24 protein-coding genes, 2 tRNA genes, 1 riboswitch and 1 other annotated feature are annotated in these 24,881 nt (G+C 36.6%); of the genes, 20 read left to right on the plus strand and 6 right to left on the minus strand.

Annotation, left to right across the window (positions count from 1 at the left end; genetic code table 11):
* The first annotated feature begins 6 nt into the window (after positions 1-6).
* From FC37_RS06680 to FC37_RS06690, 3 genes are all read left to right on the plus strand, one after another.
* Positions 7-82 (plus strand) — tRNA-His (locus FC37_RS06680).
* A 4-nt stretch (positions 83-86) separates the two neighbouring features.
* Positions 87-159, plus strand: a tRNA-Val gene (locus FC37_RS06685).
* A gap of 62 nt (positions 160-221) precedes the next feature.
* Positions 222-1,688 (plus strand): MFS transporter, encoded by a 1,467-nt coding sequence (locus FC37_RS06690; protein WP_025005417.1) that lies wholly within the window; start codon positions 222-224, stop codon positions 1,686-1,688.
* Positions 1,689-1,695: 7 nt separating this feature from the next.
* Here the strand turns inward: FC37_RS06690 and FC37_RS06695 are convergent, their stop codons facing one another.
* Positions 1,696-2,208: a TetR/AcrR family transcriptional regulator gene (locus FC37_RS06695; RefSeq protein WP_025005418.1), complete on the minus strand. Its 513-nt coding sequence runs from the start codon at positions 2,206-2,208 to the stop codon at positions 1,696-1,698.
* 109 nt (positions 2,209-2,317) lie between these two features.
* Here FC37_RS06695 and FC37_RS06700 point away from each other — a divergent pair, with 109 nt between their 5' ends.
* From FC37_RS06700 to FC37_RS06710, 3 genes are all read left to right on the plus strand, one after another.
* Positions 2,318-4,090, plus strand: coding sequence for an oleate hydratase (locus FC37_RS06700; protein ID WP_025005419.1), 1,773 nt, complete (start codon positions 2,318-2,320; stop codon positions 4,088-4,090).
* Positions 4,091-4,201: 111 nt separating this feature from the next.
* Complete coding sequence (locus tag FC37_RS06705) at positions 4,202-4,735, plus strand: GNAT family N-acetyltransferase (protein ID WP_255404982.1); 534 nt, start codon at positions 4,202-4,204, stop codon at positions 4,733-4,735.
* Positions 4,736-4,790: 55 nt separating this feature from the next.
* Positions 4,791-5,627, plus strand: a complete 837-nt coding sequence (locus FC37_RS06710) for an aldo/keto reductase (RefSeq protein ID WP_025005421.1) — start codon at positions 4,791-4,793, stop codon at positions 5,625-5,627.
* Positions 5,628-5,684: 57 nt separating this feature from the next.
* Here FC37_RS06710 and FC37_RS06715 read toward each other — a convergent pair whose 3' ends face one another.
* Both FC37_RS06715 and pyrR read right to left on the minus strand, forming a co-directional pair.
* Entirely contained in the window at positions 5,685-7,013 is a 1,329-nt protein-coding gene (locus FC37_RS06715) for a solute carrier family 23 protein (protein ID WP_025005422.1), read from the minus strand.
* A 12-nt stretch (positions 7,014-7,025) separates the two neighbouring features.
* Entirely contained in the window at positions 7,026-7,556 is a 531-nt protein-coding gene (gene pyrR, locus FC37_RS06720; RefSeq protein ID WP_025005423.1) for a bifunctional pyr operon transcriptional regulator/uracil phosphoribosyltransferase PyrR, read from the minus strand.
* Positions 7,557-7,846: 290 nt separating this feature from the next.
* On the opposite strand from pyrR, the gene FC37_RS06725 reads away from it, so the two are divergent.
* The gene (locus FC37_RS06725; RefSeq protein ID WP_056945566.1) at positions 7,847-9,316 is read left to right on the plus strand and encodes an MFS transporter; all 1,470 of its coding nucleotides are present in this window, start codon (positions 7,847-7,849) and stop codon (positions 9,314-9,316) included.
* A 28-nt stretch (positions 9,317-9,344) separates the two neighbouring features.
* Here FC37_RS06725 and FC37_RS06730 read toward each other — a convergent pair whose 3' ends face one another.
* Positions 9,345-10,550, minus strand: coding sequence for a multidrug efflux MFS transporter (locus FC37_RS06730; RefSeq protein WP_056945567.1), 1,206 nt, complete (start codon positions 10,548-10,550; stop codon positions 9,345-9,347).
* Between the two features lie 123 nt (positions 10,551-10,673).
* Here FC37_RS06730 and FC37_RS06735 point away from each other — a divergent pair, with 123 nt between their 5' ends.
* The 5 genes from FC37_RS06735 to FC37_RS06750 all read left to right on the plus strand — a co-directional run bounded on the left by FC37_RS06735 (position 10,674) and on the right by FC37_RS06750 (position 15,113).
* Positions 10,674-11,756: a M42 family metallopeptidase gene (locus FC37_RS06735; RefSeq protein ID WP_025005425.1), complete on the plus strand. Its 1,083-nt coding sequence runs from the start codon at positions 10,674-10,676 to the stop codon at positions 11,754-11,756.
* A 105-nt stretch (positions 11,757-11,861) separates the two neighbouring features.
* Positions 11,862-13,484 carry an ABC-F family ATP-binding cassette domain-containing protein gene (locus tag FC37_RS06740; protein ID WP_056945568.1) on the plus strand — a complete coding sequence of 541 codons (1,623 nt, stop codon included), beginning with the start codon at positions 11,862-11,864 and terminating at the stop codon, positions 13,482-13,484.
* A 156-nt stretch (positions 13,485-13,640) separates the two neighbouring features.
* Positions 13,641-13,988, plus strand: coding sequence for a hypothetical protein (locus FC37_RS10975; protein ID WP_338107504.1), 348 nt, complete (start codon positions 13,641-13,643; stop codon positions 13,986-13,988).
* On the plus strand, positions 13,970-14,431 hold the full coding sequence (locus tag FC37_RS10980) for a hypothetical protein (RefSeq protein WP_338107505.1): 462 nt from the start codon (positions 13,970-13,972) through the stop codon (positions 14,429-14,431). The genes FC37_RS10975 and FC37_RS10980 overlap by 19 nt, the downstream gene beginning before the upstream one ends.
* A 13-nt stretch (positions 14,432-14,444) precedes the next feature.
* Entirely contained in the window at positions 14,445-15,113 is a 669-nt protein-coding gene (locus FC37_RS06750; RefSeq protein WP_025005426.1) for a type 1 glutamine amidotransferase, read from the plus strand.
* A 45-nt stretch (positions 15,114-15,158) separates the two neighbouring features.
* On the opposite strand, the gene FC37_RS06755 is transcribed toward FC37_RS06750, so the two are convergent.
* Positions 15,159-15,977, minus strand: a complete 819-nt coding sequence (locus FC37_RS06755; protein WP_025005427.1) for a transporter substrate-binding domain-containing protein — start codon at positions 15,975-15,977, stop codon at positions 15,159-15,161.
* A gap of 142 nt (positions 15,978-16,119) precedes the next feature.
* Here FC37_RS06755 and FC37_RS06760 point away from each other — a divergent pair, with 142 nt between their 5' ends.
* The 7 genes from FC37_RS06760 to FC37_RS06785 all read left to right on the plus strand — a co-directional run bounded on the left by FC37_RS06760 (position 16,120) and on the right by FC37_RS06785 (position 22,817).
* Entirely contained in the window at positions 16,120-16,581 is a 462-nt protein-coding gene (locus FC37_RS06760) for a MarR family winged helix-turn-helix transcriptional regulator (protein WP_025005428.1), read from the plus strand.
* The gene (locus FC37_RS06765) at positions 16,560-18,290 is read left to right on the plus strand and encodes an ABC transporter ATP-binding protein (protein WP_025005429.1); all 1,731 of its coding nucleotides are present in this window, start codon (positions 16,560-16,562) and stop codon (positions 18,288-18,290) included. The genes FC37_RS06760 and FC37_RS06765 overlap by 22 nt, the downstream gene beginning before the upstream one ends.
* Entirely contained in the window at positions 18,290-20,059 is a 1,770-nt protein-coding gene (locus FC37_RS06770) for an ABC transporter ATP-binding protein (protein ID WP_056945569.1), read from the plus strand. Before FC37_RS06765 ends, FC37_RS06770 begins: the two co-directional genes overlap by 1 nt.
* Positions 20,060-20,086: 27 nt before the next feature.
* A riboswitch (TPP riboswitch) is annotated at positions 20,087-20,176 on the plus strand.
* A gap of 47 nt (positions 20,177-20,223) precedes the next feature.
* Entirely contained in the window at positions 20,224-20,802 is a 579-nt protein-coding gene (locus tag FC37_RS06775; RefSeq protein ID WP_025005430.1) for an ECF transporter S component, read from the plus strand.
* Positions 20,803-20,895: 93 nt separating this feature from the next.
* Positions 20,896-21,831 carry an MFS transporter gene (locus FC37_RS06780; protein WP_201779646.1) on the plus strand — a complete coding sequence of 312 codons (936 nt, stop codon included), beginning with the start codon at positions 20,896-20,898 and terminating at the stop codon, positions 21,829-21,831.
* Positions 21,832-21,864: 33 nt separating this feature from the next.
* Positions 21,865-22,179 carry a hypothetical protein gene (locus tag FC37_RS10810; RefSeq protein ID WP_236697300.1) on the plus strand — a complete coding sequence of 105 codons (315 nt, stop codon included), beginning with the start codon at positions 21,865-21,867 and terminating at the stop codon, positions 22,177-22,179.
* Positions 22,122-22,817 carry an MFS transporter gene (locus FC37_RS06785; RefSeq protein ID WP_236697299.1) on the plus strand — a complete coding sequence of 232 codons (696 nt, stop codon included), beginning with the start codon at positions 22,122-22,124 and terminating at the stop codon, positions 22,815-22,817. Before FC37_RS10810 ends, FC37_RS06785 begins: the two co-directional genes overlap by 58 nt.
* A 35-nt stretch (positions 22,818-22,852) precedes the next feature.
* Here FC37_RS06785 and udk read toward each other — a convergent pair whose 3' ends face one another.
* Positions 22,853-23,491, minus strand: coding sequence for a uridine kinase (gene udk / locus FC37_RS06790; RefSeq protein WP_025005431.1), 639 nt, complete (start codon positions 23,489-23,491; stop codon positions 22,853-22,855).
* Between the two features lie 155 nt (positions 23,492-23,646).
* Positions 23,647-23,889: a binding site (T-box leader), on the plus strand.
* Between the two features lie 240 nt (positions 23,890-24,129).
* Between udk and FC37_RS06795 the strand changes: the two genes are divergently transcribed.
* A complete protein-coding gene (locus FC37_RS06795) occupies positions 24,130-24,870 on the plus strand; it encodes an amino acid ABC transporter ATP-binding protein (protein ID WP_025005432.1) in 741 nt (246 codons plus the stop codon).
* Positions 24,871-24,881 lie beyond the last annotated feature (11 nt).

Below are 24,881 nucleotides of genomic sequence, written 5' to 3' on the forward strand. Positions count from 1 at the left end.
TTTATGGCGGAATTGGTGAAGGGGTTAACACACTGGTTTGTGGATCCAGCATGCGTGGGTTCGAATCCCACATTCCGCCCCATAATGGAGGATTAGCTCAGCTGGGAGAGCATCTGCCTTACAAGCAGGAGGTCACAGGTTCGAGCCCTGTATCCTCCATATTTTTTTACTCTTATTATCGCTGATAATAGGAGTTTTTGTTTTTTAAAGGGGAAATTTGAATGAATAAAAAACAAATTACGATGGTCACCATTGCCTTGATGTTAGGTAATGTTATGTCAGGACTTGATGGGACGATTATTAATACCGCAATTCCGGCGATTGTTGCAGCTTTGCATGGAATTCAGTTTATGGGATGGATTGTTGCTATTTTCTTATTAGGGATGTCTATTTCAATTCCAATTTGGACTAAGATAGGCGAGAAAATCACTAATAAAAAGGCCTTTGAAATTTCACTGATTTTGTTTGTTTTAGGTTCTGCTTTACAAGGTATGGCACCTAATATCATCTTTTTCTTATGCTCTAGATTCATCATGGGGATCGGTGCTGGTGGTATGGGGTCTCTTCCTTATATCATTGCCGGTTATGTTTTTAAAAATATTAAAACCAGAACTAAGGTATTAGGCTACTTAACAGCAAGCTGGAATGGAGCTGCTATTTTAGGACCATTGGTTGGTGGTTGGTTAATCGATGCCTTTTCATGGCACTGGGTTTTCTATATTAATATTCCAATCGGTTTGATAGCATTAATCATCTGTCTTGTTTACTACAAGCCTGTTACACCAGAAAAAACACCAGTCCTCGATATTCCTGGTGCCGGATTATTAGTTATTGGATTGCTTTTATTCTTAATGGGCGTTCAACTAGTTGGGTTAACAGCTAACTGGATTGTCATTAGCTTGACTATTGTTAGTCTAGTGTTTATTGTTCTCTTCTTTATTCGTGAGAATCATGCGGCTAATCCAATCATTCCGGTATCCTTATTTAAAAATAAAGATTTAGACGGTGATTTTCTTTTATTTGCCTTCACTTGGGGTGCATTTATTGCTGTTAATACTTATATGCCGATGTGGGCTCAAGCATTACTCGGTTTATCTGCACTTTTAGGTGGGATGACTCTGATTCCTAACTCAATCGTAGAAATCATTGCTTCCCAAAGCGTAGCGGCTATTCAAGAACATATGACAACATTTAAATTGGCTTTAATTGGAATCATTGCGATGATGATTTCGTCCGTCGGGTTGTTTTTGGCAGATATTCATACGCCAGTACAGATATTGACGTTTATTGGTGCGTTTTCAGGAATTGGTGTTGGCTTTATCTTCGTTGCTATGCAGTTAAAAGTGCAGCTAGATGCTGGATTAAAGAATATGGCTACAGCTACTTCAACGTCATATTTGATTAGAATCCTGGCACAAACTGTGATGGCAGCTGTGTACGGCGTAATTATGAACTTGAACTTAGCAAGTGGAGTTCATACGCATAAAGGTATTACGATGGCCATGATGAATAAATTGAGTGACGCCAAAAGTGCAAAATTATTGCCGCAGAATTTAGTACCAACTATGAGAACTATTTTCCATGCCGGAATCAAAGAAATTATGTTGGTATCGTTAATTTTGTTAATCATTGCCTTTGTGCTGAATTTCTACTTTAACTTTGGTAAAAAGCGCAAGAAATTGCAATAATAAGACATTAAAGCATAATGTGTTTTTCCGCATAATTAATTAAATCTTCGAGTGGAGTTTGATAATCCTGCTTAACCCACCAAATTAAGAGCATATAAATTCCGCCTGATTGGTAGGCGACTGCATAATCTGGTAAATTTAAGTCTGGGTGGTAGACACCAAGCAGTTTTTTCAAATAGCGAGTTTGAAAGTTTAATAGACTGCCTTCAAAACCAGCGTCTAACAAGATTTTCATGACTTTAGGATTTTCTTTAAAAAATGTCAGATAAACAATTAGCTGTTTGGTCAATGTCTTTAGTTTATGTTCATTGATATCAACAATAAATTTTTTATATTGATTAGCCAAAAATAGCGTTAGTACGTCATTTTTTTGGCTATAGTTACGATAAAAAGAAGTACGAGAAACATGAGCTTTACGCGTAATTTCTGCAATGGAAATTTCGGCGTAAGGCTTTTTTTGTAATAAAGAAAATAAGGCTTCTTCTATCTGTTGCTGCGTGTGCAGACTTTTCATATTCATAAAAAATCATCCTTTGATTAGTTTTAATTTGACAAATGATATCGCTTACACTATTATTATAGCTGTAAATAGTTACAGGTGTAACGATTATTTGAAAGAAGTGTAAATTATGCATTATAGCAATGGTAATTATGAAGCATTTGTAAAGGCTGAAAAGCCAAAAGACGTTGATCAAAAATCAGCATATATTGTTGGATCAGGATTAGCTGCTCTTGCCAGCGCTGTATTCTTGATTCGTGATGGACAAATGAAGGGCAATAGAATTCACATTTTTGAAGAATTAGCCCTTCCTGGTGGTTCAATGGATGGTATTTACAATAAAGAAAAAGAAAGTTATATCATCCGTGGTGGTCGTGAAATGGAACCACACTTTGAATGCTTATGGGACTTATTCAGATCAATTCCTTCAACCGAACATGAAGGTGAATCAATTTTGGATGAATTCTATCGCTTGAATAGAAAAGATCCAAGCTATGCTAAAACCCGTGTCATCATCAATCGCGGTGAAGCTTTACCAACTGACGGTCAACTTTTGTTAACACCTAAGGCAGTAAAGGAAATCATCGACCTTTGCTTAACACCTGAAAAAGATTTGCAAAATAAGAAGATTAACGAAGTCTTTACCAAAGAATTCTTCCAATCCAACTTCTGGCTTTACTGGTCAACTATGTTTGCCTTTGAACCATGGGCAAGTGCAATGGAAATGCGTCGCTACTTGATGCGTTTCGTTCAACACGTTGCTACATTGAAGAATTTATCATCACTTCGCTTTACTAAGTATAACCAATATGAATCATTAATTCTGCCAATGGTTAAATATTTGAAAGGACATGGCGTTCAATTCCATTACGACACTGTAGTAGATAACATCTTTGTTAACCGTTCAGATGGTAAAAAAGTTGCCAAGCAAATTGTTTTAACTGAAAAAGGTGAAAGAAAGACAATTGATTTAACTGAAAACGATCTTGTCTTTGTCACTAACGGTTCTATCACTGAAAGCACTACTTATGGTGATAACTTCCACCCAGCTCCAGCAGAGCATGAATTAGGTGCTAGCTGGCAATTATGGAAGAACTTGGCTGCTCAAGATGAAGACTTTGGTCATCCAGAGGTCTTCTGCAGGGATATTCCAAAGGCTAACTGGAGAATGTCAGCTACAATTACCTTTAAGAATGATGATATTGTGCCATTTATTGAAGCAGTTAATAAGAAAGATCCACACAGTGGTTCAATTGTTACTAGTGGACCAACTACAATTAAGGATTCTAACTGGTTATTAGGTTACTCAATTAGTCGTCAGCCACACTTTAAGGCACAAAAGCCAAATGAATTGATTGTTTGGCTCTATGGCTTGTTCTCAGACACTAAGGGTAATTATGTTGAAAAGACTATGCCTGACTGTAATGGTATCGAATTGTGTGAAGAATGGCTTTACCACATGGGTGTTCCTGAAGAAAGAATTCCTGAAATGGCTGCAGCTGCAACTACTATTCCAGCACATATGCCATACATTACTTCATACTTTATGCCAAGAGCATTAGGCGATAGACCAAAGGTAGTGCCAGATCATTCAAAGAACTTAGCCTTCATTGGTAACTTTGCGGAAACTCCAAGAGACACTGTCTTTACTACTGAATATTCAGTTAGAACCGCGATGGAAGCTGTCTACACATTGCTTGATATCGACCGTGGCGTACCTGAAGTATTCGCTTCTGCCTTTGATGTCAGAATGTTGATGAATGCGATGTACTACTTGAACGATCAAAAGAAGCTTGAAGACTTTGATTTACCAATGCCTGAGAAGTTGGTAATTAAGGGGATACTCAAGAAGGTTAAGGGTACTTATGTTGAAGAATTGATGAAGAAGTATAAGTTGATTTAGACAATAAAATATTGTGAAAAACAGAGCAACTGTCGCGTCATGCGGCAGTTTTTCTGTTATTATTATGGTATTGAGTTTTAATAGTGATTTTAATTAGAAAAGAAGGATATTATTTTAGACTCGAAACCCGCCCGATGGGGCACAAAAGCATACCGTGACGCAAAAGATTTATACATGAAGGCCTTTCCTGCATGGGAAAGATTCTCAATGTTTTCTCTTTTAGCAATGTCACTACACCGTAATGTTAAGTTTCACGCAATTTACAATGGAGATCAGTTCTGCGGCATTACTTATTATGCCGAAAACGATAAGACGGTTTATTTGACCTACTTGGCAATCAATGAAGAATTGCGCGGCCAAGGCTATGGTTCCAAGATTTTGACCATGCTTGAAGATCGTTTTCCAGATAAGCAAATTGTGATTGATATTGAGCCAGTAACTTCAAAGGCGAAGAATTATAAACAGCGAGTTAGCCGACTTAAGTTCTATGAGCGGAATGGTTTCCATAGAACGGATCAAAAGTTGAAAGATCCTGATGGAGAATTTGAGGCGCTAACGACAGGGAAGAAGCTGGATAAGGAAAGCTTCATTGATACCTTGCGTCAGATGAGCTTCGGCTTTTATCAGGCAAAAGTTGAAAAATAATGGAGGAGTGAAGCCGTTGTGGTTTTACTCTTTTTTCTTAATAAGGAATAACATCATGGAAAAATATGTAACTTTAAACAATGGCGTAAAAATGCCGCGCCTTGGCTTTGGCGTTTATCAAATTAATGATCTAGCTCAAACGCAGCAAGTCGTAGAAGATGGACTTGAAGTCGGCTACCGTCTAGTCGATACTGCGCAAATTTACGGCAATGAACAAGCTGTGGGGGATGCAATTAAGCACAGTAATGTCCCTCGAGAAGATATTTTCGTCACTTCCAAGGTCTGGGTCGACGATTACGGCTATGATGCAACGCTCAAGGCTTTTGATGAGACGATGAAGAAATTGCAGCTAGATTATCTTGATCTGTATCTAATTCATAAGCCTTATAACGATTATTATGGCACGTGGCGGGCAATGGAACGTTTATACAAAGAAGGCCGCATTCGTGCAATCGGTGTTAGCAGTTTTTGGAATGAACGGTTAGCTGATTTAATTACCTTCAATAATGTGAAGCCAGCGGTAAATCAAATTGAAACAAATGTCTGGAATCAAGAGTGGAAATCACAGGCATATATGGAAAAAGAAGGTGTACAGCCTGAAGCATGGGCCCCATTTGCGGAAGGTGCTGAGCATATTTTTACCAATCCTGTTTTAGCAGAAATTGCGCAAAAGCATGGTAAGACTACAGCCCAAGTGATGATTAGATGGTTCTTGCAAAGAAATTATGTTGTAATTCCAAAATCTGTTCATAAAGCAAGATTAGCTGAAAACTTCGATGTCTTTGACTTTGGGATTGATGCTGAAGACATGGCAAAGATTAAGACACTGGATCAAGGACATAGCGTTTTAGAAGATGAGATGGACCCAGAGATTGCTGAAAGTTTTAGATAAAAATAAAAACAGTTAGTTATCGTTAGTGATAGCTAACTGCTTTTTGCTTAATATTAATTATTGGTAAATCTTACCATCTTGCTTTTGCTTATTCTTTTCTTCAAGTGCCTTTTCACTGGCAGCTTTCTTAGGAAGAACCCAGTTCAAGATCATACCGATAATGGTTGAAAGGGCAACTGAAGTTAATTGGAAGTTGCCAAGTTGGAGGTAGGCACCACCGATACCGATAACCAAGATAACTGAAGCGATTAACATGTTGCGTTTTTCACCAAAGTCAACCTTATCGTCAACTAAGATCTTCAAACCGTTAGAAGCGATTGTACCAAAGAGTAAGAATGAAATTCCTCCAATTACTGGCATTGGAATTGATTCGATTAACGCAGCAAGCTTACCAACAAAACTGAAGATGATCGCACAAACTGCGGCACCGGCAAGGACCCAAACAGAGTGCACCTTAGTCATAGCTAACACACCGATGTTTTCACCGTATGAAGTTGTAGGAGGACCACCGATGAAACCGGCGATAATCGTTGAAATACCGTCACCCATCATAGTTCTGTGAAGACCAGGATCTTTAAAGAAGTTACGCTTAGTCAATGAGTTAAGCACCATAATGTGTCCCATGTGTTCCGTCATCGTAACGAAGGCAATTGGTGCCATGGCTAAAATGGCTGCTGGATACCATTTGAAGTGGTAGCTAATGCCCATCACATCAAGTGAAGGAATAGAGAACCAAGCGGCTTTTTCAACACCTGAGAAGTCTACAATGCCTAAGAAGCAGGCTAAGATATAACCACAGATGATGCCGAGCATGATTGAAACTAAGCTCGTGAAGCCTTTGAAACACATTTGGAAGACCAAAGTCATGACTAATGTGAAAATGGCAACACCAAAGTAGGTTAAATCATACTTTTGGTTGTTCATCATCGCATCATTGGCAGCAGTCGTAGCAAGAGACAAACCAATAACGATGATAATTGGTCCTACAACGATTGGTGGCAAGACCTTGTTAACCCAGCCAGAACCAACCTTAGCAATGATTAAGGCAACGATAACGTAAACTAAACCAGAGGCAATCGCACCTTGAGCAACAGCGGGATAACCGTCGGCTTTCATCAAAGCTTGCATAGTAGCAACGAAAGCAAAACTTGATCCCAAGTATGCTGGAATCTTGAAGTGAGTCAAGATCATGTGGACCAAGGTACCGATTCCGGAAGAAAGCAAGGCAATACTTGGGTTAATTCCGATCAAAATTGGCACTAGTACAGTTGAACCGAACATGGCAAACATGTGCTGCAAGGACAAGAGCACGCCTTGGCCAAATTCGGGCTTTTCGTAGACGTCTAAAATCGCGTCTGGATTTCTAAAATTCTCTTTTTTACTCATTCATTCAAACTCCTATTTGTTAATTAACTCAATGCTGTCTTTATCATCGACTTCAGTCATTGAGACCTTAACTTCCTCATTCATTGCAGTAGGAATATTTTTACCAATAAAGTCAGGTCTGATAGGCAATTCACGGTGACCGCGATCTACTAAAACAGCTAGATTAATTTTGGCAGGACGACCTTGATCCATTAACGCATCAAGAGCTGCTCTAATAGTTCTACCTGTAAAAAGTACGTCGTCAACTAAAACAACATTTTTATCAGTAATGTCAAAATCTAGTTGTTGGTCATGAATTACTTTCTCTTTTTGCGATTCGGGTAAATCATCACGGTATTGCGAAACATCAATTGCACCAACAGGAATTTCTACATCTTCAAGATTTTTTAAATTCGTTGCGATTCTTTGTGCTAAGTAAAGGCCACGAGTCTTAATTCCCACTAAAATTAGGTTCTCGGTTCCTTTATTACGTTCGACAATTTCGTAAGTCATTCGCATCAATGCACGTTTAATACCGATTGCATCAATAATTTCTTTTGCCATATAAATCCTTTCTAGATGACCAAAAGAAAAAGACCACCTGAACACGGAGTCCAAGATGGTCTTTCTGTTATTACTAGCACAAAAAAGCCTAGTTAATGCAGATTTCCTTCTTAGCCTCACGGGACCAACTTTAAAGGTCATCACTATTTTTTCTTATATTAAACTAGCAAAGCAAATTTTTGTCAAGATGATTAAAGTAAAATGATGAAAATGATTTTCATTTTGACAATCTTGATAGAAGTTAATAGTATGTGATACATAGTTAGATAAAGGATTTAGAGGGTAATTGGATGAGTAAAAAACAGCTTTTTATGGTAACAGTAGCGTTGCTATTAGCCAATATTATGTCTGGACTTGATGCAACGATTATTAATACTGCAATTCCAGCGATTGTGTCTGATTTGCATGGTATTCAGTATATGGGTTGGATTGTAGCTTGTTTCTTATTAGGGATGTCAGTTTCAGTTCCTATTTGGGGCAAGTTAGGAGAGCGGATGGGCAATAAATTTGCTTTTGAACTTTCCTTGGCTTTATTTATTTTAGGTTCACTTCTTGAGGGGATTGCCCCGGATATCTATTTCTTTTTGGTTGCCCGAATTTTAATGGGCGTTGGTGCCGGAGGTATGGGTTCGCTTCCTTACGTAATAGTAGGCTATATCTATCCTAATATTAAGAGAAGAACTGTAATCCTGGGTTATATTGCGGCAAGTTTTAGTGCAGCCAGTATTGCGGGACCGTTAGTCGGCGGCTGGATTGTTGATATGCTGTCTTGGCACTGGGTCTTTTATATTAATGTTCCACTAGGTCTAATTGCGATTGCTTTGAGTATTATTTACTACAAAGGTATTCGTAAACCTAATAAGGATACGCAGTTTGATAAATTTGGCGCTTTTACTTTAATTACTGGATTAACTTCATTCTTAATTGGCGTACAGCTGTTAGGAATGGTTAGCCTATTGATGGTACTAGATTTTATTATTCTTGGTCTTTTGCTATTAGTAGTCTTTATTCGAACAGAGCGAAAAGCAAAAAGTCCCATTGTACCATTGAGTGTATTTACTAATAAGGCATTAGTAGGAGACTTCTTAATCTTTGCTTTAGCTTGGGGATCATACATTGCTGTTAATACTTATTTACCTATGTGGGCTCAGGCAATTTTAGGGGCATCTGCCTTAGTTGGTGGGGTGACCTTAATTCCTAATTCAATTGTAGACATTGTTGGTTCTCAAACTGCGCCATATTTTTTGAGACATGTAAGTAACTATTGGTTGTTAATTATCAATCTGACAATTATGGGAATAACCGCAGTTGGTTTGATTCTTGCTCCTATCAATACGCCATATCAGATTTTAGCCTTGATTGCTGCTTTTTCGGGTTTTAGTGTTGGTTCAATCTTTGTTATTTTGCAGATTAAAGTACAAGTTGATGCTAGTGAAAAGGATATGGCTCCAGCCACCTCATTAAGTTTTTTGATTAGAATTCTTGCTCAAACTATTATGGCGGCTATTTATGGTGTAATTATGAACCTGGCTTTGGGTCGTGGAATTGCTGGCCACCCTGGTATTACGATGACGATGATGAACAAGCTGAGTGATGCGGAATCAGCTAAAAGTTTGCCTGTTCATTTATTACCAACAATGAGGAAAATTTTTTATGGCGGAATTAGAGAGATTATGATTGTTTCGCTTGTTTTATTGTTAGCTGCATATGTAGTTAATTATCTTTATAATCGTCACGAAGGTAAAAAAGTGGCAGAATAAAAAGCTTGAGACAACTCAAGCTTTTTTCTTATTCTTTATTTAAATTATTAATTACGTTGAATTTAAATAAAATCAAATTGAAGACGACAATTCCTGCAGTCACAATGAAGACCATACTGTAGCTAGTTAAACCTGAAATAGTTGATCCTAATAGCGGTCCAAAAATATTACCAACATACATGGCTGACTGGTTCCAAGAAAAAATCCGGCCAGTAATTTTAGCTGGGGTATTTTTGGTAAGAAGAGTCTGAACTTGTGGGAACAGACATGCATCAGTAAAGCCAACTAAGAAACGCAATACTCCCAGTTCGACAGTATTTTGAACGAAAGCTGTTAAAAAGAACAGAATTGCAGCGCCGATAAAACCACTGATAATAATTTTGTGAGTTCCTATTCTGTCACCTAGTGCTCCAAATCTTGAGGCCGCAAGAAAAGTTGCGATACCAGGGAGTGCTGCTACAACCCCTGAAACAAAGACGACATTGCCATGATTAGCCATTAATTGTTTAACGTACAAAGATACGATTGGGTTAATTGAGTTATTAGCTGCTTGAATAATTAAAGTTGTAAGCAACAATCCAAAAATAAGTTGTGGACTGCGTAACTCTTTAATAATACCGCTGGCTTTATCGAGCTTCTTTTCTGTCACTGGTTTAAAGTCTGTTTCATGAACAAAGAATAGTGACAGGAAAAATGAAATTAATAGCAAACCACCGGTGATAAAGAAAGTTACGCGGTAAGAGAAGATTGAGGCTAAAGCTCCACCGATAAATGGTCCAAGCAAGTTACCAGCAGTAAAACTTGAAGCCATAGTTCCCAGTGCTTGACCAGATTTTTCTTTAGGAGTTTCAGTGGCAATTAATGCATTCGAGTTAGAAACAAATCCAGCAAATACACCTTGCAACATTCTCAAAATAAAAAGCTGGTAAACATTAGTGACTAATCCCATGCAGCCAATAACGATTGCCATTCCTAGTGATGCACGTAAAGTCATCGGCTTTCTGCCTTTTTTGTCAGCAAGTTTACCCCACCATGGAGAAATAAGTGCCGAAACTAAGTAGGTCCCTGAATAAATAAAACCAGACCAAAAGTTAAGTTGTTGGTGGCTAAAATTACCTAAGGTGTCAATATATAACGGCAAAAACGGCATAACTTCAGAGAAGGCAATACCTGCAATAAAAACGGCAATTGATAAAACAAATAAATTTCTTTGCCAAATTGGTTTTTCTTTCATGTAATCATTCCTTACTAAACATATTAATTTTAGCAGAGATTTTTGATATTTTTGAAAATAGACAAGATTCGCTTTGGACATTATGATTAGAGATAATAGTATTCTTATTTTTAGGAGAAAAATATGCAAAAAGAACAAGAAATCCAAATATTAAAGGAATTTTCCGATGCCAATAGTACTTCTGGCTTTGAAGAAGAATTCGTTAAACTTTTTACTAGTTATGCAAAAAAGACGGCTAACATTGAAGTAGACGGGATGCTTAATGTTTATGCATCTAAAAAGGAGAATAAGGGTGCTCGGCCAGTAATCCAACTTGATGCCCATTCCGATGCTGTAGGCTTTATCACTCAAGCTGTTCGTCCCAACGGTTTAATAAAATTTGTTCCACTTGGCGGCTGGGTTAAATATAATATTCCAGCTTTAAGGGTAAAAGTTAGAAATCGTGATGGTGAATATATTCCTGGTGTAGTTGCTACTAAACCGCCTCACTTCATGACGGCTGCAGAGCGTAACAATGTACCGGATGTTGCAGATATGTCCATTGATGTTGGTTCATCAAGTAGAGAAGAAACTATTAAGGATTACAAGATCGATACAGGCTGCCCAATTTTTGTCGATGTTAAGTGTGAATATCATGAAAAGTCAGGTCTTTTCTTTGGTAAAGACTTTGACGACCGCTTTGGTGCTGGTGCGATGATTGATGTGCTTGATAATTTGAAAGGTGAAGAGACTAACTTTGATGTAGTCGCTGCACTTTCCAGTCAAGAAGAAGTTGGTCTTCGTGGTGCTTATGTGACGGCTAGAAAGGTCAAGCCAGACCTTTGCTTAGTGCTTGAAAGTTGCCCAGCTGATGATACTTTTACCCCAGATTGGCTCTCTCAAACTGGTTTGAAGCGTGGACCAATGCTTCGTGATATGGATACTACATTCTTGCCAAATCCTAAGTTCCAACAATATGCCTGTGACTTAGCTGATAAGAATAATATTCCATACACTCGTTCGGTTAGAACTGGCGGGGGACAAGATGGTGCCGCAATCTATTACGAAAACGGTGCTCCAACAATTGTCATCGGTATTCCAGTGCGTTACGAGCATTCCCCATATTGCTTCAGCAGTTACAAAGACTTTAAGGCATCCGTTGATTTAGCTACTGCAATTATTCGTGATATTACCCAGGAAAAATTGGATAGCTTCAAGAAATTTTAATTAAAAGTAAAAAAAGCAGATTCATACTTCATTTGGATCTGCTTTTTTTGATATACTGATACATAATTTTAACTTTTTTAAATTAATAATAGTGAGGTATAACGATTGATTACAGTATCCGACTTAAGTCTTAAATTTGGCGGCCGTACACTTTATGAAGATGTTAACTTAAAATTTACCCCAGGTAATTGTTACGGTGTGATTGGTGCAAATGGCGCTGGTAAATCTACTTTTCTTAAATTGCTAGAAGGTAAGCTTGAACCAACGACAGGCTCAATCAGCATTGATCCGAATGAAAGAATGTCTAGTCTTAACCAGGATCACTTTGCTTTTGAAGATTTCACCGTTATGGATACGGTTATTCAAGGGCACAAAGAACTTTATCAAGTAATGAAGGAAAAAGATGCGCTTTATGCTAAGCCTGATTTTGGTGATGAAGATGGTGTTAAGGCGGCAGAACTTGAAAGTAAGTTTGCAGAGCTTGATGGCTGGAATGCTGAAGCTGATGCTTCTAAATTGTTACAGTCATTAGATATTCCTGAAAGTGAACACCAGATGTTAATGAAAGAATTGCCTGAATCAGAAAAGGTTAAGGTGCTTTTAGCTCAAGCTTTATTTGGTAATCCAGATATTCTTTTACTTGACGAACCAACTAACGGTCTTGATGTTCACACAGTGGAATGGCTAGAAAACTTTTTGGCTGATTATCCAAATATTGTGATCGTAGTTTCACACGACCGTCACTTTTTAAATCAGGTATGTACTGAAATGTGTGATGTTGATCGTGGCAAGATTCAACTTTATGTTGGTAACTATGATTTCTGGTATGAATCAAGTAAGTTGGCTAATGAATTAGCAGCTAATCAGAATGCCAAAAAAGAAGAAAAGATTAAGCAGCTGCAAGAATTTATTGCCCGCTTCTCAGCTAATGCGTCTAAGTCACGTCAAGCCACTTCTCGTAAGAAGCAACTTGATAAAATTACTTTGGATGATATTAAACCATCATCAAGAAAGTATCCATTTGTTAAATTTGAAATGCATCGTGATCTTGGAAATGATTTGGTTAAGGTAGAAAACGTTTCATACTCAGTTGATGGTGAAAAGATCTTAGATAATGTTTCATTTATAGTTCGTCCCGGTGACAAGGTTGCATTTTTATCACGTAACGCTTTAGCAACAACCGCTTTGCTTGATATTATTGCCGGCAAAATTAAGCCAGATACAGGCACTGTTACCTGGGGTCAGACTACAGCCTTTAACTACATGTCTCGTGATTTAAATGCAAACTTTAATAACGATGATTTAACTATCTTAGATTGGTTAAGACAATATGCGACTAAGGAACAAGATGATAATACATTCCTTCGTGGTTTCTTAGGAAGAATGCTTTTCAGTGGGGAAGAAATTGAGAAGAAAATTAAAGTATTATCTGGTGGTGAAAAAGTTCGCTGTCAATTGTCTAGAATGATGCTTGAGCCGGCTAACGTATTAATTATGGATGATCCAACTAATCACCTTGATTTGGAATCAATTACTGCTTTGAACGACGCTTTGGTAGCATATCCTGGTTCAATATTATTTACTTCTCACGATCACGAATTTATTCAAACAATTGCCAATCATATCATCGAAGTTGGCCCTAAAGGAATCGTCAGCAGACAAGATACTACTTATGATGAATTCTTGGATAAAGACAGTATTCAGGAACAAGTTAAAAAAATATATTAAAATTAAGAGGATTCAGATGAAAAGAATCCTTTTTTGTGTTAAAAATACAAGTAGAAAAGTAAAATAAAATTAAAAAAGTTAGCTTTATAAGAGTTGTTCTTTGTTTATAATATTAATATAAGAAAAATATTATATTGGGAATAGGGAAAGTTGTTAATGAAAGAGCAGATTATTTTTGAAGATTTTATTCAAGATCGTGAAGTAAGAATGTATGATAAGCATTTTTCTGATATGGATAATAAGGAGGAATACGATGTTTACGTTCAAGTTTTTACGATAGATAACTTACCATTTTCTTCTGTCACAGGTAAGTTGGAAAATATACCTTTTAATTATGATCATGCAAGTACAAAAGAAGTTGTAGTAAATAATGTAATAGGTAATTTTTTTAATCCTGTTACTAAAAAGTATGAGGTGTCGGATCATACCTTTGTCGTGGGACATATCAAGAATAGTAATCTTGATCGAGATGCCGCAATCGAACAATGCAACGAGCTGCTATGAACATAATTAATGAGTTGAATAAGCGTCAAATACCTCCTCATATGGTTATGCCACACCTTTTAACAGATGTAGAAAAGGCTAAACGATTAGTAACAGATGATAATATTAAAATGTCACAGTTAAGTAAAGAAACGGGTATTTCTACAGATGATTTAAACAATTACCGTAAAAATCCCGCAACTTTAAAGCAAGCATCAAATTCTACAATTAATTTCTTAATAACTAAATATTATGAAAAATATTTTAATCGCAATGAAATAGAAAAATTCAGATTTATGCTGATTAAGACTGTGCTGGCCTATTTGAAGGAAAACAAAAATGACACAATTGATTATGATCCTGTTTATGAATTATACAAATTGTGTCAGCAAGCCGACTGGCATCGTTTGGCTAGAATGGAAGAAATTTGGCGAGCTTTTTATAGTGTAGATAATCAACGTTAAAGGAAGTATTGAAATGCGCGTTAATGTATTGCAACATGCACCTAATGAGGGCCCTGGATCTATTCAAGATTGGTGCCATGAACATAACCATGAAATGTTTGTTTATCATCCAGCAGATTTTGGTATTTTACCTACGCTTGATGAAACTGATTTGTTGGTGATATTAGGAAGTCCTAATAGTCCTAACGATGAATTGGATTGGGTAGAAAATGAACGGGTGTTAATTAAGCAAATGCTTGATGCTCATAAACCAATTTTAGGTATTTGTTTTGGTAGTCAACAGATTGCTAAAACATTGGGATATCGGGTACTCGATGCACCAGCTAAAGAGGTCGGTTGGGCTCCAGTATATTTACAAAATCATACAATTACTGAACTTCCCGAAAAATTAACAGCACTTCATTGGCATCAGCAAATGAGTGAAATTCCTAGAGAAGCTAAATTATTATTTTCAAGTGATTTAGTAAAGAATCAGGGATATTTACTGGGAAATAAGGTAATTGGATTGCAATTCCATTTTGAACCTAAAGAAGACAATGTGCGAGAGATCGCTATTAATGATGGAGCATATGCATTAGAAAATAATGATTTGCATCAGACACCACAAGAAATAATTGCTCATGGTGTTCCAAAAGAAAATAAAGATGTAATGTTTGTTTTGCTTGATTACATTACTGCTTAGTAAAAAAAGAGATTAGCTATGAATTTATAGCTAATCTTTTTTTCATTAATATTTTTCAGCTGTTTTTACATTAAAACCAGGAATATTGCCGAACCACTTTTTAAGCAAGCGATTGTAAGTGCCATTTTTTTCTAGCTTGGTCAGAGCTAAATTAATTTGTTTATCCATTTCGGTCTGACCTTTATTTACAGCAATTCCGTATGGTTGATTGGTAAAGTTTCCGCCGACTAATTTATAACCTGAACTGTCGTGTAAAATACCAACTAAGATACCATTATCAGTTACAAAAGCATTACCTTGTCCAGCTTTTAAGGCAGCAAACGCTTGACCATAATCATCAAATTGGAGGATTTCTGCTTTTGGAGCAAACTTTTTAACTGCATCGGCAGCAGTTGTTCCTTTTACTACTAAAACTTTCTTATTATTTAGATCCTTAACATTTTTAATCTTACTATCTTTGGCAACCATAATTGACTGACCAGCAGGGAAATAAGGCTTGCTAAAGTCAACTTGTTTTTCACGTTCAGGTGTAATGGTCATCGCCGCAATTACCGCATCTACGTTTCTATTCTTTAATAATTGAATTTTAGTATTTGCCGTTGTAGTAACAAAATTTGCCTTAGCATTTTTACCTAGCATTTCTTTGGTCAATGCTTTAGCAAGATCAATTTCAAAACCATTGATTTTGCCAGTTTTGATGCTCATTGATCCAAACAACGGCGTATCTGCCTTAACACCCCAATTGATTGTTTTAGTAGATTTCACCGTTTGGTAGACATTTTGATTTTTATTTTGTCCACAAGCTGATAGTGTAAAAAGCGCTATTCCAATTAGTAAAGTTGAAAGAAAAAATCTCTTTTTCATGGTGTCACTTCCTAACTTCTTATAATAATTTTTTATTATACCAATTTATTCTGAAAAAATGAAAATTTATCTTCTTGATGATAGTCTCTGTATATACTAATATTATTGGTATGTGTAGAGACTAAATAAGAAGGTGAAACAAATGAAAATAAGTGAGTCGGAAAAATTGAATATGGCCATAGTTCATGGAAATAGGGCCTACCAGCAGTGGGATCAAGATCATGAACTCTCAGATTATTTATCAGTAATTTTATATGAATTGCTGTTACGTAAAAAATTAACGCAAAAACAATTAGTTGGTTTAACTGATTTACCCAAACAATCCATTAATAAGGGAATAAAAATATTGCATGATTCAGGCTATCTTATTATGAGCGTGGATCCTCAAGATAAGCGAGTACGTTTTTGCGAATTGACTGCTGACGGAAATAAGTATGCTAAGCAAAAGATGCAGTCATTATTTAAGTTAGAAGAACGGACTGCTCAAAAACTTGGCTCTGAAAAGATGCAGCTTTTAACTGATTTATTAACAGAATGGGGCAATACCTTTTGGGATTTTTTTAATGAAGAAAGGAGTAATAAATGCAAGCATTCAAAATCTTAATACCGCACTTTAAGCATTACAAGAAAGATATTTTTGCAGCCCTTGTTGCAATCATCGTTTCCGCCTTTGCAACATTATATCAACCGCGTTTGCTAGAAAATATTCAACGAGCAATTATGTTGGATCAAAAAGATATCGTTGTTCGCGACGGTATCATCTTAGTTGTATTAGGCATTGTAGCCATCATTTCGGGTGTCTTCAACGTTTACTATGCCGCTAGAATCGCACAAGGAGTGACTAGTGACTTACGTGAAGAAATCTATGCTAAGATCCAGAGTTTTTCTTTTGGTAATATTGAAAACTTTTCAGCGGGATCATTGACCACGCGTTTGATCAACGATATGAATCAGATCATGAACATGTTGATGCAACTCTTTATGCAATTGCTCAGAATGCCTATTTTAATTGTGGGATCTTTTATTTTCTGTATTGTAATTATTCCACGTTTTTGGTGGGCAACTGTAATAATGGTGGCCTTGATCATTGGTTTTGGTATTTATGTTTTAAAACAAATGAACAGTTTGTTTGATAAATTTCAAAAAACAATGGATAAGATTTCGGGTCGAGCACAGGAAACTCTGCAAGGTGTACGAGTGGTAAAATCTTTTAATCAAGGTCCTCAAGAAATAAAGAAATTTAATCAGACTTCAGATCGTTTGAACAACTATAATATTGTGATTGGTTATTGGTTCTCTACGATTATGCCGGCCTTTCAACTTATTGCGTATTTAGTAATTACGCTGGTAGTTTATCTAATTGGACAAGGTATTGCAGCTCATCCAACTGATGTAGCAGTCGTCAGTCCATTTGTTAACTACATATTAACACTTCTGTGGACTATCATGATTGCCGGAATGACTATGATGCAATTTGCCAGAGGTAACATTTCCTTAGGCCGTATTAAAGAAATTTTGGATACGGAACCGGATATTAAATTCAATGAAAATGCGTCTACTGATATATTAGGCAGTTCTGTTGAATTTGATCATGTCTCATTTACTTATCCTGATGGTGAAGATGAAACTCTAAAAGATATTTCATTTAAGATCAAGCCAGGACAAATGGTTGGTATTGTTGGTGCTACAGGTTCAGGTAAATCAACCTTGGCGCAGCTAATTGCGCGTCTTTATGATCCAACCAAAGGTGAGGTTAAAATTGGTGGCCATAACTTGAAAGATGTTAATGAAACGGCTCTGCGTAAAACTGTAGCGTTTGTTTTGCAACGTGCGATTTTGTTCTCTGGCACGATCGCTTCTAATTTGCGTCAAGGAAATTCTAGAGCTAGAATGCATGAACTACAAAGAGCGGCCAATATGGCTCAAGCATCTGAGTTTATTGAGCGATATAATGATTCATTTGATCATGAGGTAGAAGAGCGGTCATCCAATTTCTCCGGTGGTCAAAAACAACGTCTTTCTATTGCACGAGGATTAGTTGCTAAAACACCAATTTTAATTTTAGATGATTCCACTTCTGCACTTGATGCAGAATCTGAAAAGAAGGTGCAACAGGCCTTAGAACATGAATTACCAGATACAACGACGTTTATTATTGCGCAAAAAATTGTGTCAGTTGTGCATGCAGACACGATTTTAGTTTTAGATGATGGTAAGCTGGTTGCTCAAGGCACTCATGCAGAATTATTGAAGACATCACCTGTTTACCAAGAAATCTTCAAGACACAAAAGGGCAAGAGAGGAGGAAAATAATGAGTGATACAAGAAAAGCTATTCGCTATTTTATTAAGTATCTAAAACCATATAAAAAAGGCATTGCTATTGTAATTCTTCTATCTTTGCTATCAAGTGGTGCACAAGTAATTGCTCCAACGTTTTTAGGCCGTGCTGTGACTGATTTGACTAACTATTTAGCCGATTTAAAGAAAGGCACAGCTAGTTTAAATACGTTTTATAGTGCATTATGGTCAATGCTCTTGTTCTACGTTCTAAGTCAAGTTGCAATTTTCATCGCATGGATGGTTATGTCCAAATTCAATGCAGATTCAACTAACGATATGCGTGAAAATTTATTTGCTAAGTTTCAACGTATGTTAGTGCGCTATTTTGACACGCATCAAGATGGTAAGCTACTTTCTTTATTTACTTCCGATTTGGATAATATCTTTAACGCAATGAACAACGCCATCTTTGAAATTATTTCCCAAGGAATAATGTTCATTGGGACGATTGTCATCATGTTTATGGTCAACCAACAACTTGCTTGGACTACAATTGCGACCACACCATTAATCCTGATTGTTAGTGTATTAATCATGAAAAAGGCTCGCATTTATCTTGATAAACAACAAGATGAAATCGGAGATTTGAATGGTTATATTACTGAGCAGATTAATGGTGAAAAAATCATTATTACCAATGATTTAAGAAAAGAATCTATAGAAAACTTTAAGACCTATAACAACCGAGTTCGAAATGCTATGTTTAAGGGACAATTTTACTCAGGCATTCTTTTTCCATTAATGAACGGACTAAATTTGCTTAACTTAGCCATTGTTATCGCGATGGGAGCTTGGATGATTATTTCCGGTCAAGTTAGTCAAGCAATCGGTTTGGGCTTAATTGTAACTTTTGTGGAATATTCGCAGACTTATTTCCAACCATTAACCCAAATTACTTCTATTTATTCTATGATTCAGTTGGCGTTAACAGGTGCTAGAAGATTGGCAACGGTTGAAGAACAAAAAGACGAAGATGCAGTGCCAAATGGTAAAAAGATTAACGGTTTGCAAAAAGCTGTTAAATTAGAGAATGTCCATTTTGGCTATGATGAAAATAAAGAAATCTTGCATGGAGTTAACATTTCAGTAAATAAGGGTCAATCTGTTGCCGTAGTTGGACCAACCGGATCAGGAAAGACTACGATCATGAATCTGCTTAATCGTTTTTATGATGTTAACTCAGGTAAGGTAACCTTCGACGGGGTCGATGTGCGTGATATTCAGCTTGAATCGTTACGGAATAATATCGGCATTGTATTACAGGATTCTGTTTTGTTTACTGGTACAATTGCAGATAATATTCGTTACGGTAAACCAAACGCGTTGATGGATGAAGTAATTAGTGCCGCAAAACAGGCAGATATTCATGACTTCATTGAAAGTTTACCGGATGGTTATGAAACCAAGGTGAATGATAGTAGTTCTGTCTTTTCAACAGGACAAAAGCAATTAATTTCAATTGCACGGACTATTTTGATTAATCCCGATTTCCTGATTTTGGATGAGGCTACTTCGAATGTGGATACGGTAACCGAAGAAAAGATTCAACAGGCGATGGATGCGGTAATTGCCGGTCGGACTAGCTTTGTAATTGCACATAGACTAAAGACAATCTTAAATTCTGATAAGATTGTTGTACTCAAAGATGGTAATGTAATTGAGTCAGGAAGTCATGAAGATTTATTAAAAGAAAAAGGTTTTTATTACAAACTTTATACTGACCAAATGGCATTTGATTAATGTGGTATACTGACAATAGTTGAATAAAAAAGTCACTAGGGGTGCTGAAAGGCTGAGACATACCCTTGAACCTGAACAAGGTAATACTTGCGTTAAGGAAAGTGCGATGAAATCGATTATCTTTGTGCTCCTACTGACTGTAATAGTTAGTTAGGAGCATTTTTATGTTTACACGATCAGCAAAGTGGAATGTTAAATCAATTATTTTAGTTGCCTTAATTGGGATCATTATGGGAGTTATCTACACTTATGGTTTTAATAATGTGTATAACTTGGTTAAACTTAGCTTTTTACCGACTGGATATGCACCGGTTGTGGACAATATCTTTACTGGACTCTGGTATATGGCTGCACCACTTGCAATGTATTTTGTCCCTACGGTAGGCTCAGGTACGATTGGTGAATTATTAGCGGCAACAGTTGAGATGGCAATTGGTGGCCAATGGGGTGTTCTGACTATTTTTGAAGGGTTAATTCAGGGTGCTACAAATGAAATTGGCTTTTTCCCTAAAAAAGAACGTTATGAAAGATTTTCTTGGAAGAGCGTTTTAACAGGAGCCTTCTTTGCTAACTTAGGTGGTTTTATTCCATCATATTTCTTATTTGGATGGAGTCATTATAGTGTCAACTTGCAGATCGCAATGTTCATTACTAGCATGATTTCAGCCCTTCTTTTTGATGGAGTACTAGTAAAATTAATTACTAATTTGTTTGATAAAACATTAAAGCCGAGAATCAAATAAGCCTTATCTAAAACGTATATACTGAATTAATAATGGGTGAGTGCTAAAATGAATATGGATATGCGTATACGTTTTCATGAAAAGAAGGGTTTTTTGACTCGACGAACAAGTGAAGAAAAGGAAGAAGAAGCGGAAGCGATAAAAAATTGGAATCCGCGATATCGTAAAAATGTCATTATTTATTTATGGATTTATGGTATTTTAGGCGCAGTTACTGGTATTACTAATGATGCTGCACTTTCTTACTATAAGATTGTTGCGCCACACTTAATTTCAGGACTTAATATTTTTAATGCCGCAACGGCGATCCTGATGTCTTTAATGATTGCTACTGTTCACAAATATGGTTATAGAAATATCTTATTGGTATTGCCACCAATGACTGCTATTTTTATGGCCTTAACTTGTGTGACTACCAATCAAATTATCATTATGATTGCATATACGATTTCATGGACCGCAATTGGGGTTTATGACTTAATGTATCCGTTGATGTGGACTTCATATGTACCAGGGAAGATTAGAACTAAAATGTTCTCTGTCGTTATGATTGTAAACTTGATTACTCAAACGATCTGTACTTTCTTTGGTGGAAAAGCAGTTGTTTGGTTCTTTAGTTTACTTCAAGGTACTTCATATCGGGATGCATCTATTGCATCAGGACGGCCAGAATTAATGCACGGCCAAGTATTAGCAAACTATACTAATGCTTATCGGATTTTGCTCGTTATTACCGCCGCTGTAACGATGTTAGCCTTCATTTTAGCTTTATTCATTCATGATGTACCACGAGACTATCGTTCAGAAACAAGTGAAGAAAGTACCACACCCGCTCAAAAAACTGCAATGTACAAAAAGTTGCTTAATAAACGAACCATTATGTGGATTGTTTATATTGCGGGTGTACAACTTGGTGCGAGATTGATCGCTGTCTATGTGCCAATCTATTTAAATAATTATTTGCATATTCCACGTGACGTATCTTCTTCGGCAATTGGAGTTTATGATTTAATGTACCCACTGCTGTGAACATCTTATGTTCCTAGCAAAATAAGAACGAAAATGTTTACTGTAGTTATGGTGGTTAACTTAATCGCTGAAAGTATCATGATGTTTATTGGTGGTAAAGCCGTTGTATTTATTTTTAGTAAATTACAAAGTATCAGTTATCAGACAGCTTCAAATTTGTCAGCCGATTCAAATGCAATGAAAGGGGCAATGCTTTCAAATTATATTAGCGCGTATAAATGGGTAAATATTATTACAGCTGTGATTACCTTTATGCCTTTGTTCTCGCTTTATTTATTAAAGATAAGCCAATTGATTATCGTTCAACTGAAAGTAAAGATAAAAAAGAAACATTGCAGCAGAAAATGACAACTTACAAACGACGCGTTAACTATAAAACGGTTGTCTGGGTACTTTATTTATGTGCTGTCCAATTAGGTGCTGGATTGTTTATCCAATACGTGCCAATTTATTTGAATAATATTTTACATATTCCACGGGGAATAACTTCAACTATTAATACGTTACAAACCGTTGCCATCTTTGTAGGTTACTTCTTTGCACCTTATTTGGCTAAGAAGTTAGGTTCAATTATGACGATTGCGATCAGTACAATCATTTGTGCACCATTAATGTTAGTAATGGCCAATGCCAAGATGCTCGGAACGGGTGCCGCTTTATTTGCAGTTGTAGGCACAATTTTATTCTTCCGTTCAGGCCTTGCAAATTCCTCTATGCCTGTACAACAAGAAGTACAAATGATTTTAGTAGATAAGGATATGCGTCCTGCTTTTAGTGCGGTAATTGAAATTGCATTGTCAGTTGTTGGCGTCATCGATGGATTATTTACTGAATTCTATCTTTTGAAGACGCAACAAGGTTATGCCAATGCTTATATTATTGCGGCTGCATTATATATTGTGTCAGGAATTGTATTGATTCTCGTATTTGCTAAAAAGTATAATCGGATTTTGCGTGATAGTCATGCATCTGAAGAATCCAAATAATAAAAAAATAAAAAATGGAGCTTAGCCCCATTTTTTTATTGGTTTAAAACTGATTGTAATTTAGTAGTAAGCATGTCGATTGCCACATCATTTTCTCCGCCTTCTGGCACAATGATGTCAGCGTAACGCTTAGTTGGTTCGATAAATTGATTGTACATTGGTTTTACCGTACCAAGGTATTGGTTGATAACTGAATCAAGTGAACGGCCGCGTTCCTTCATGTCACGTTCAAGACGACGGATAAAACGAATGTCGTCATCAGTATCAACGTAAACCTTGATATCCATTAAGTTACGGATGTCTTCGTTAAATAAAACTAAGATACCTTCTAGAATAATGATGTCGGCAGGTTCAACGTGAATGGTTTCATCACTTCTTGTGTGAGCAGTGAAATCATAAGTTGGCATTTCAATTGGCTTTCTGTGCATCAATTGATTAAGTTGTGCTTCAAGCAGTGGCATATCAAAAGCGTCAGGGTGATCGTAGTTGATCTTCATCCTTTCTTCCATTGATATGCCGGTGTTGTCTTTATAATATGAATCCTGCGTCATGATCATAATGCGGTCATGATCATTGTCGTTAATGTTGTCTGCAATCTCGTGGGCAATGGTAGTTTTGCCACTTCCTGAACCACCAGCAATTCCGATAATAACGGGTTTTTCAAGTTTTCCCATAGATAACTCCTTTATTTTTCTACATATCAATAACATTTTAAAGCATTTTCCGAATATTAACAGTAAAAATTTGCATTAAAAACGGATTCATCCGTAAATGTAAAAATATTACTTGCTTTTTTAAGCAAAATACTGTTAAATACATATAAAGAAATTAAAAAGCTATGAAAAAGAAGAGTAGATAGTCCATTCTTACAGTGAGTTGGCGTTAGTGGGAAGCCAGTAGACCCTGAATTATTGAATAACACTTTTAGCAGCTCGCCGAACTAACAATTCTTATAGTAGGTTGAGACGTCTCCGGTACGTTACCACGCCGGTAAAGCATGAGTGTGCTTTATGAGGAGGTCTATTTTTGATAGACAATTTGGGTGGTACCGCGGAAAGCTTTCGTCCCTGCACAAGGGATGAAGGCTTTTTTTATACTCAAAAGAGCCATAGTCATTTCTTGGAACAAATTCGTAAAAAAGCTAAATTGAAATTGCTTTCATTCGGCAATTAAAAGATATTTTTGCTCAAAAGCGAATAAAAATAGCAAATTTATGTACAAATGTATCATTTTAGCTTGAATATAGGTTTAGTTTTGCCTTAAAAAAAGGTAGAATAATATTATTACAAAAAATGGAGGAAAGATAGAAACCATGACAGCAATTATTGAATTTAAGCATGTTGACAAATACTACGGAAAACTTCATGCATTGAAAGATATTAACTTGAAAATTGATGAAGGCCAAGTGGTTTCAATTATTGGTCCATCAGGCTCTGGTAAGAGTACTTTAATTAGAACAATGAACGGCTTAGAACCAATCAACAGTGGACAACTTATTGTGACTGGTCATGACTTAGCCGATAAAAAGACAGACATTAACAAGATTCGTAAAAACGTCGGCATGGTGTTCCAACACTTCAATCTTTACAACAACCACACCGTACTTGAAAATGTTATGCTCGCTCCTAAGATCGTTTTGAAGCGTCCAGACGACGAAAACCGTAAGATTGCCATGCAATACCTTGAAAGAGTAGGTATGGCTGATAAGATCAATTCTTACCCACGTCAATTGTCAGGTGGTCAACAACAACGTGTTGCCATCGCTAGATCACTTGCCATGGATCCAAAAGTTATTTTGTTTGACGAACCAACTAGTGCCTTGGACCCAGAAATGATCGAAGATGTTCTTGAAGTTATGCGCTATGTTGCTGAACAAGGTATCACTATGGTTGTGGTTACTCACGAAATGGGCTTTGCTAGAAAAGTAAGTAATCGTTTGATCTTCTTTGATCAAGGTCACATTTTAGAAGACCGTGATCCAGGTGAATTCTTCGATCATCCAAATACTGAACGTGCACGTCAATTCTTAAGCAAGATTATTTCTAAAGACTAAGGTGGCGTGCC

The sequence above is a fragment of the Lactobacillus gallinarum DSM 10532 = JCM 2011 genome (assembly GCF_001434975.1).
Taxonomy (GTDB): Bacteria; Bacillota; Bacilli; order Lactobacillales; family Lactobacillaceae; genus Lactobacillus; species Lactobacillus gallinarum.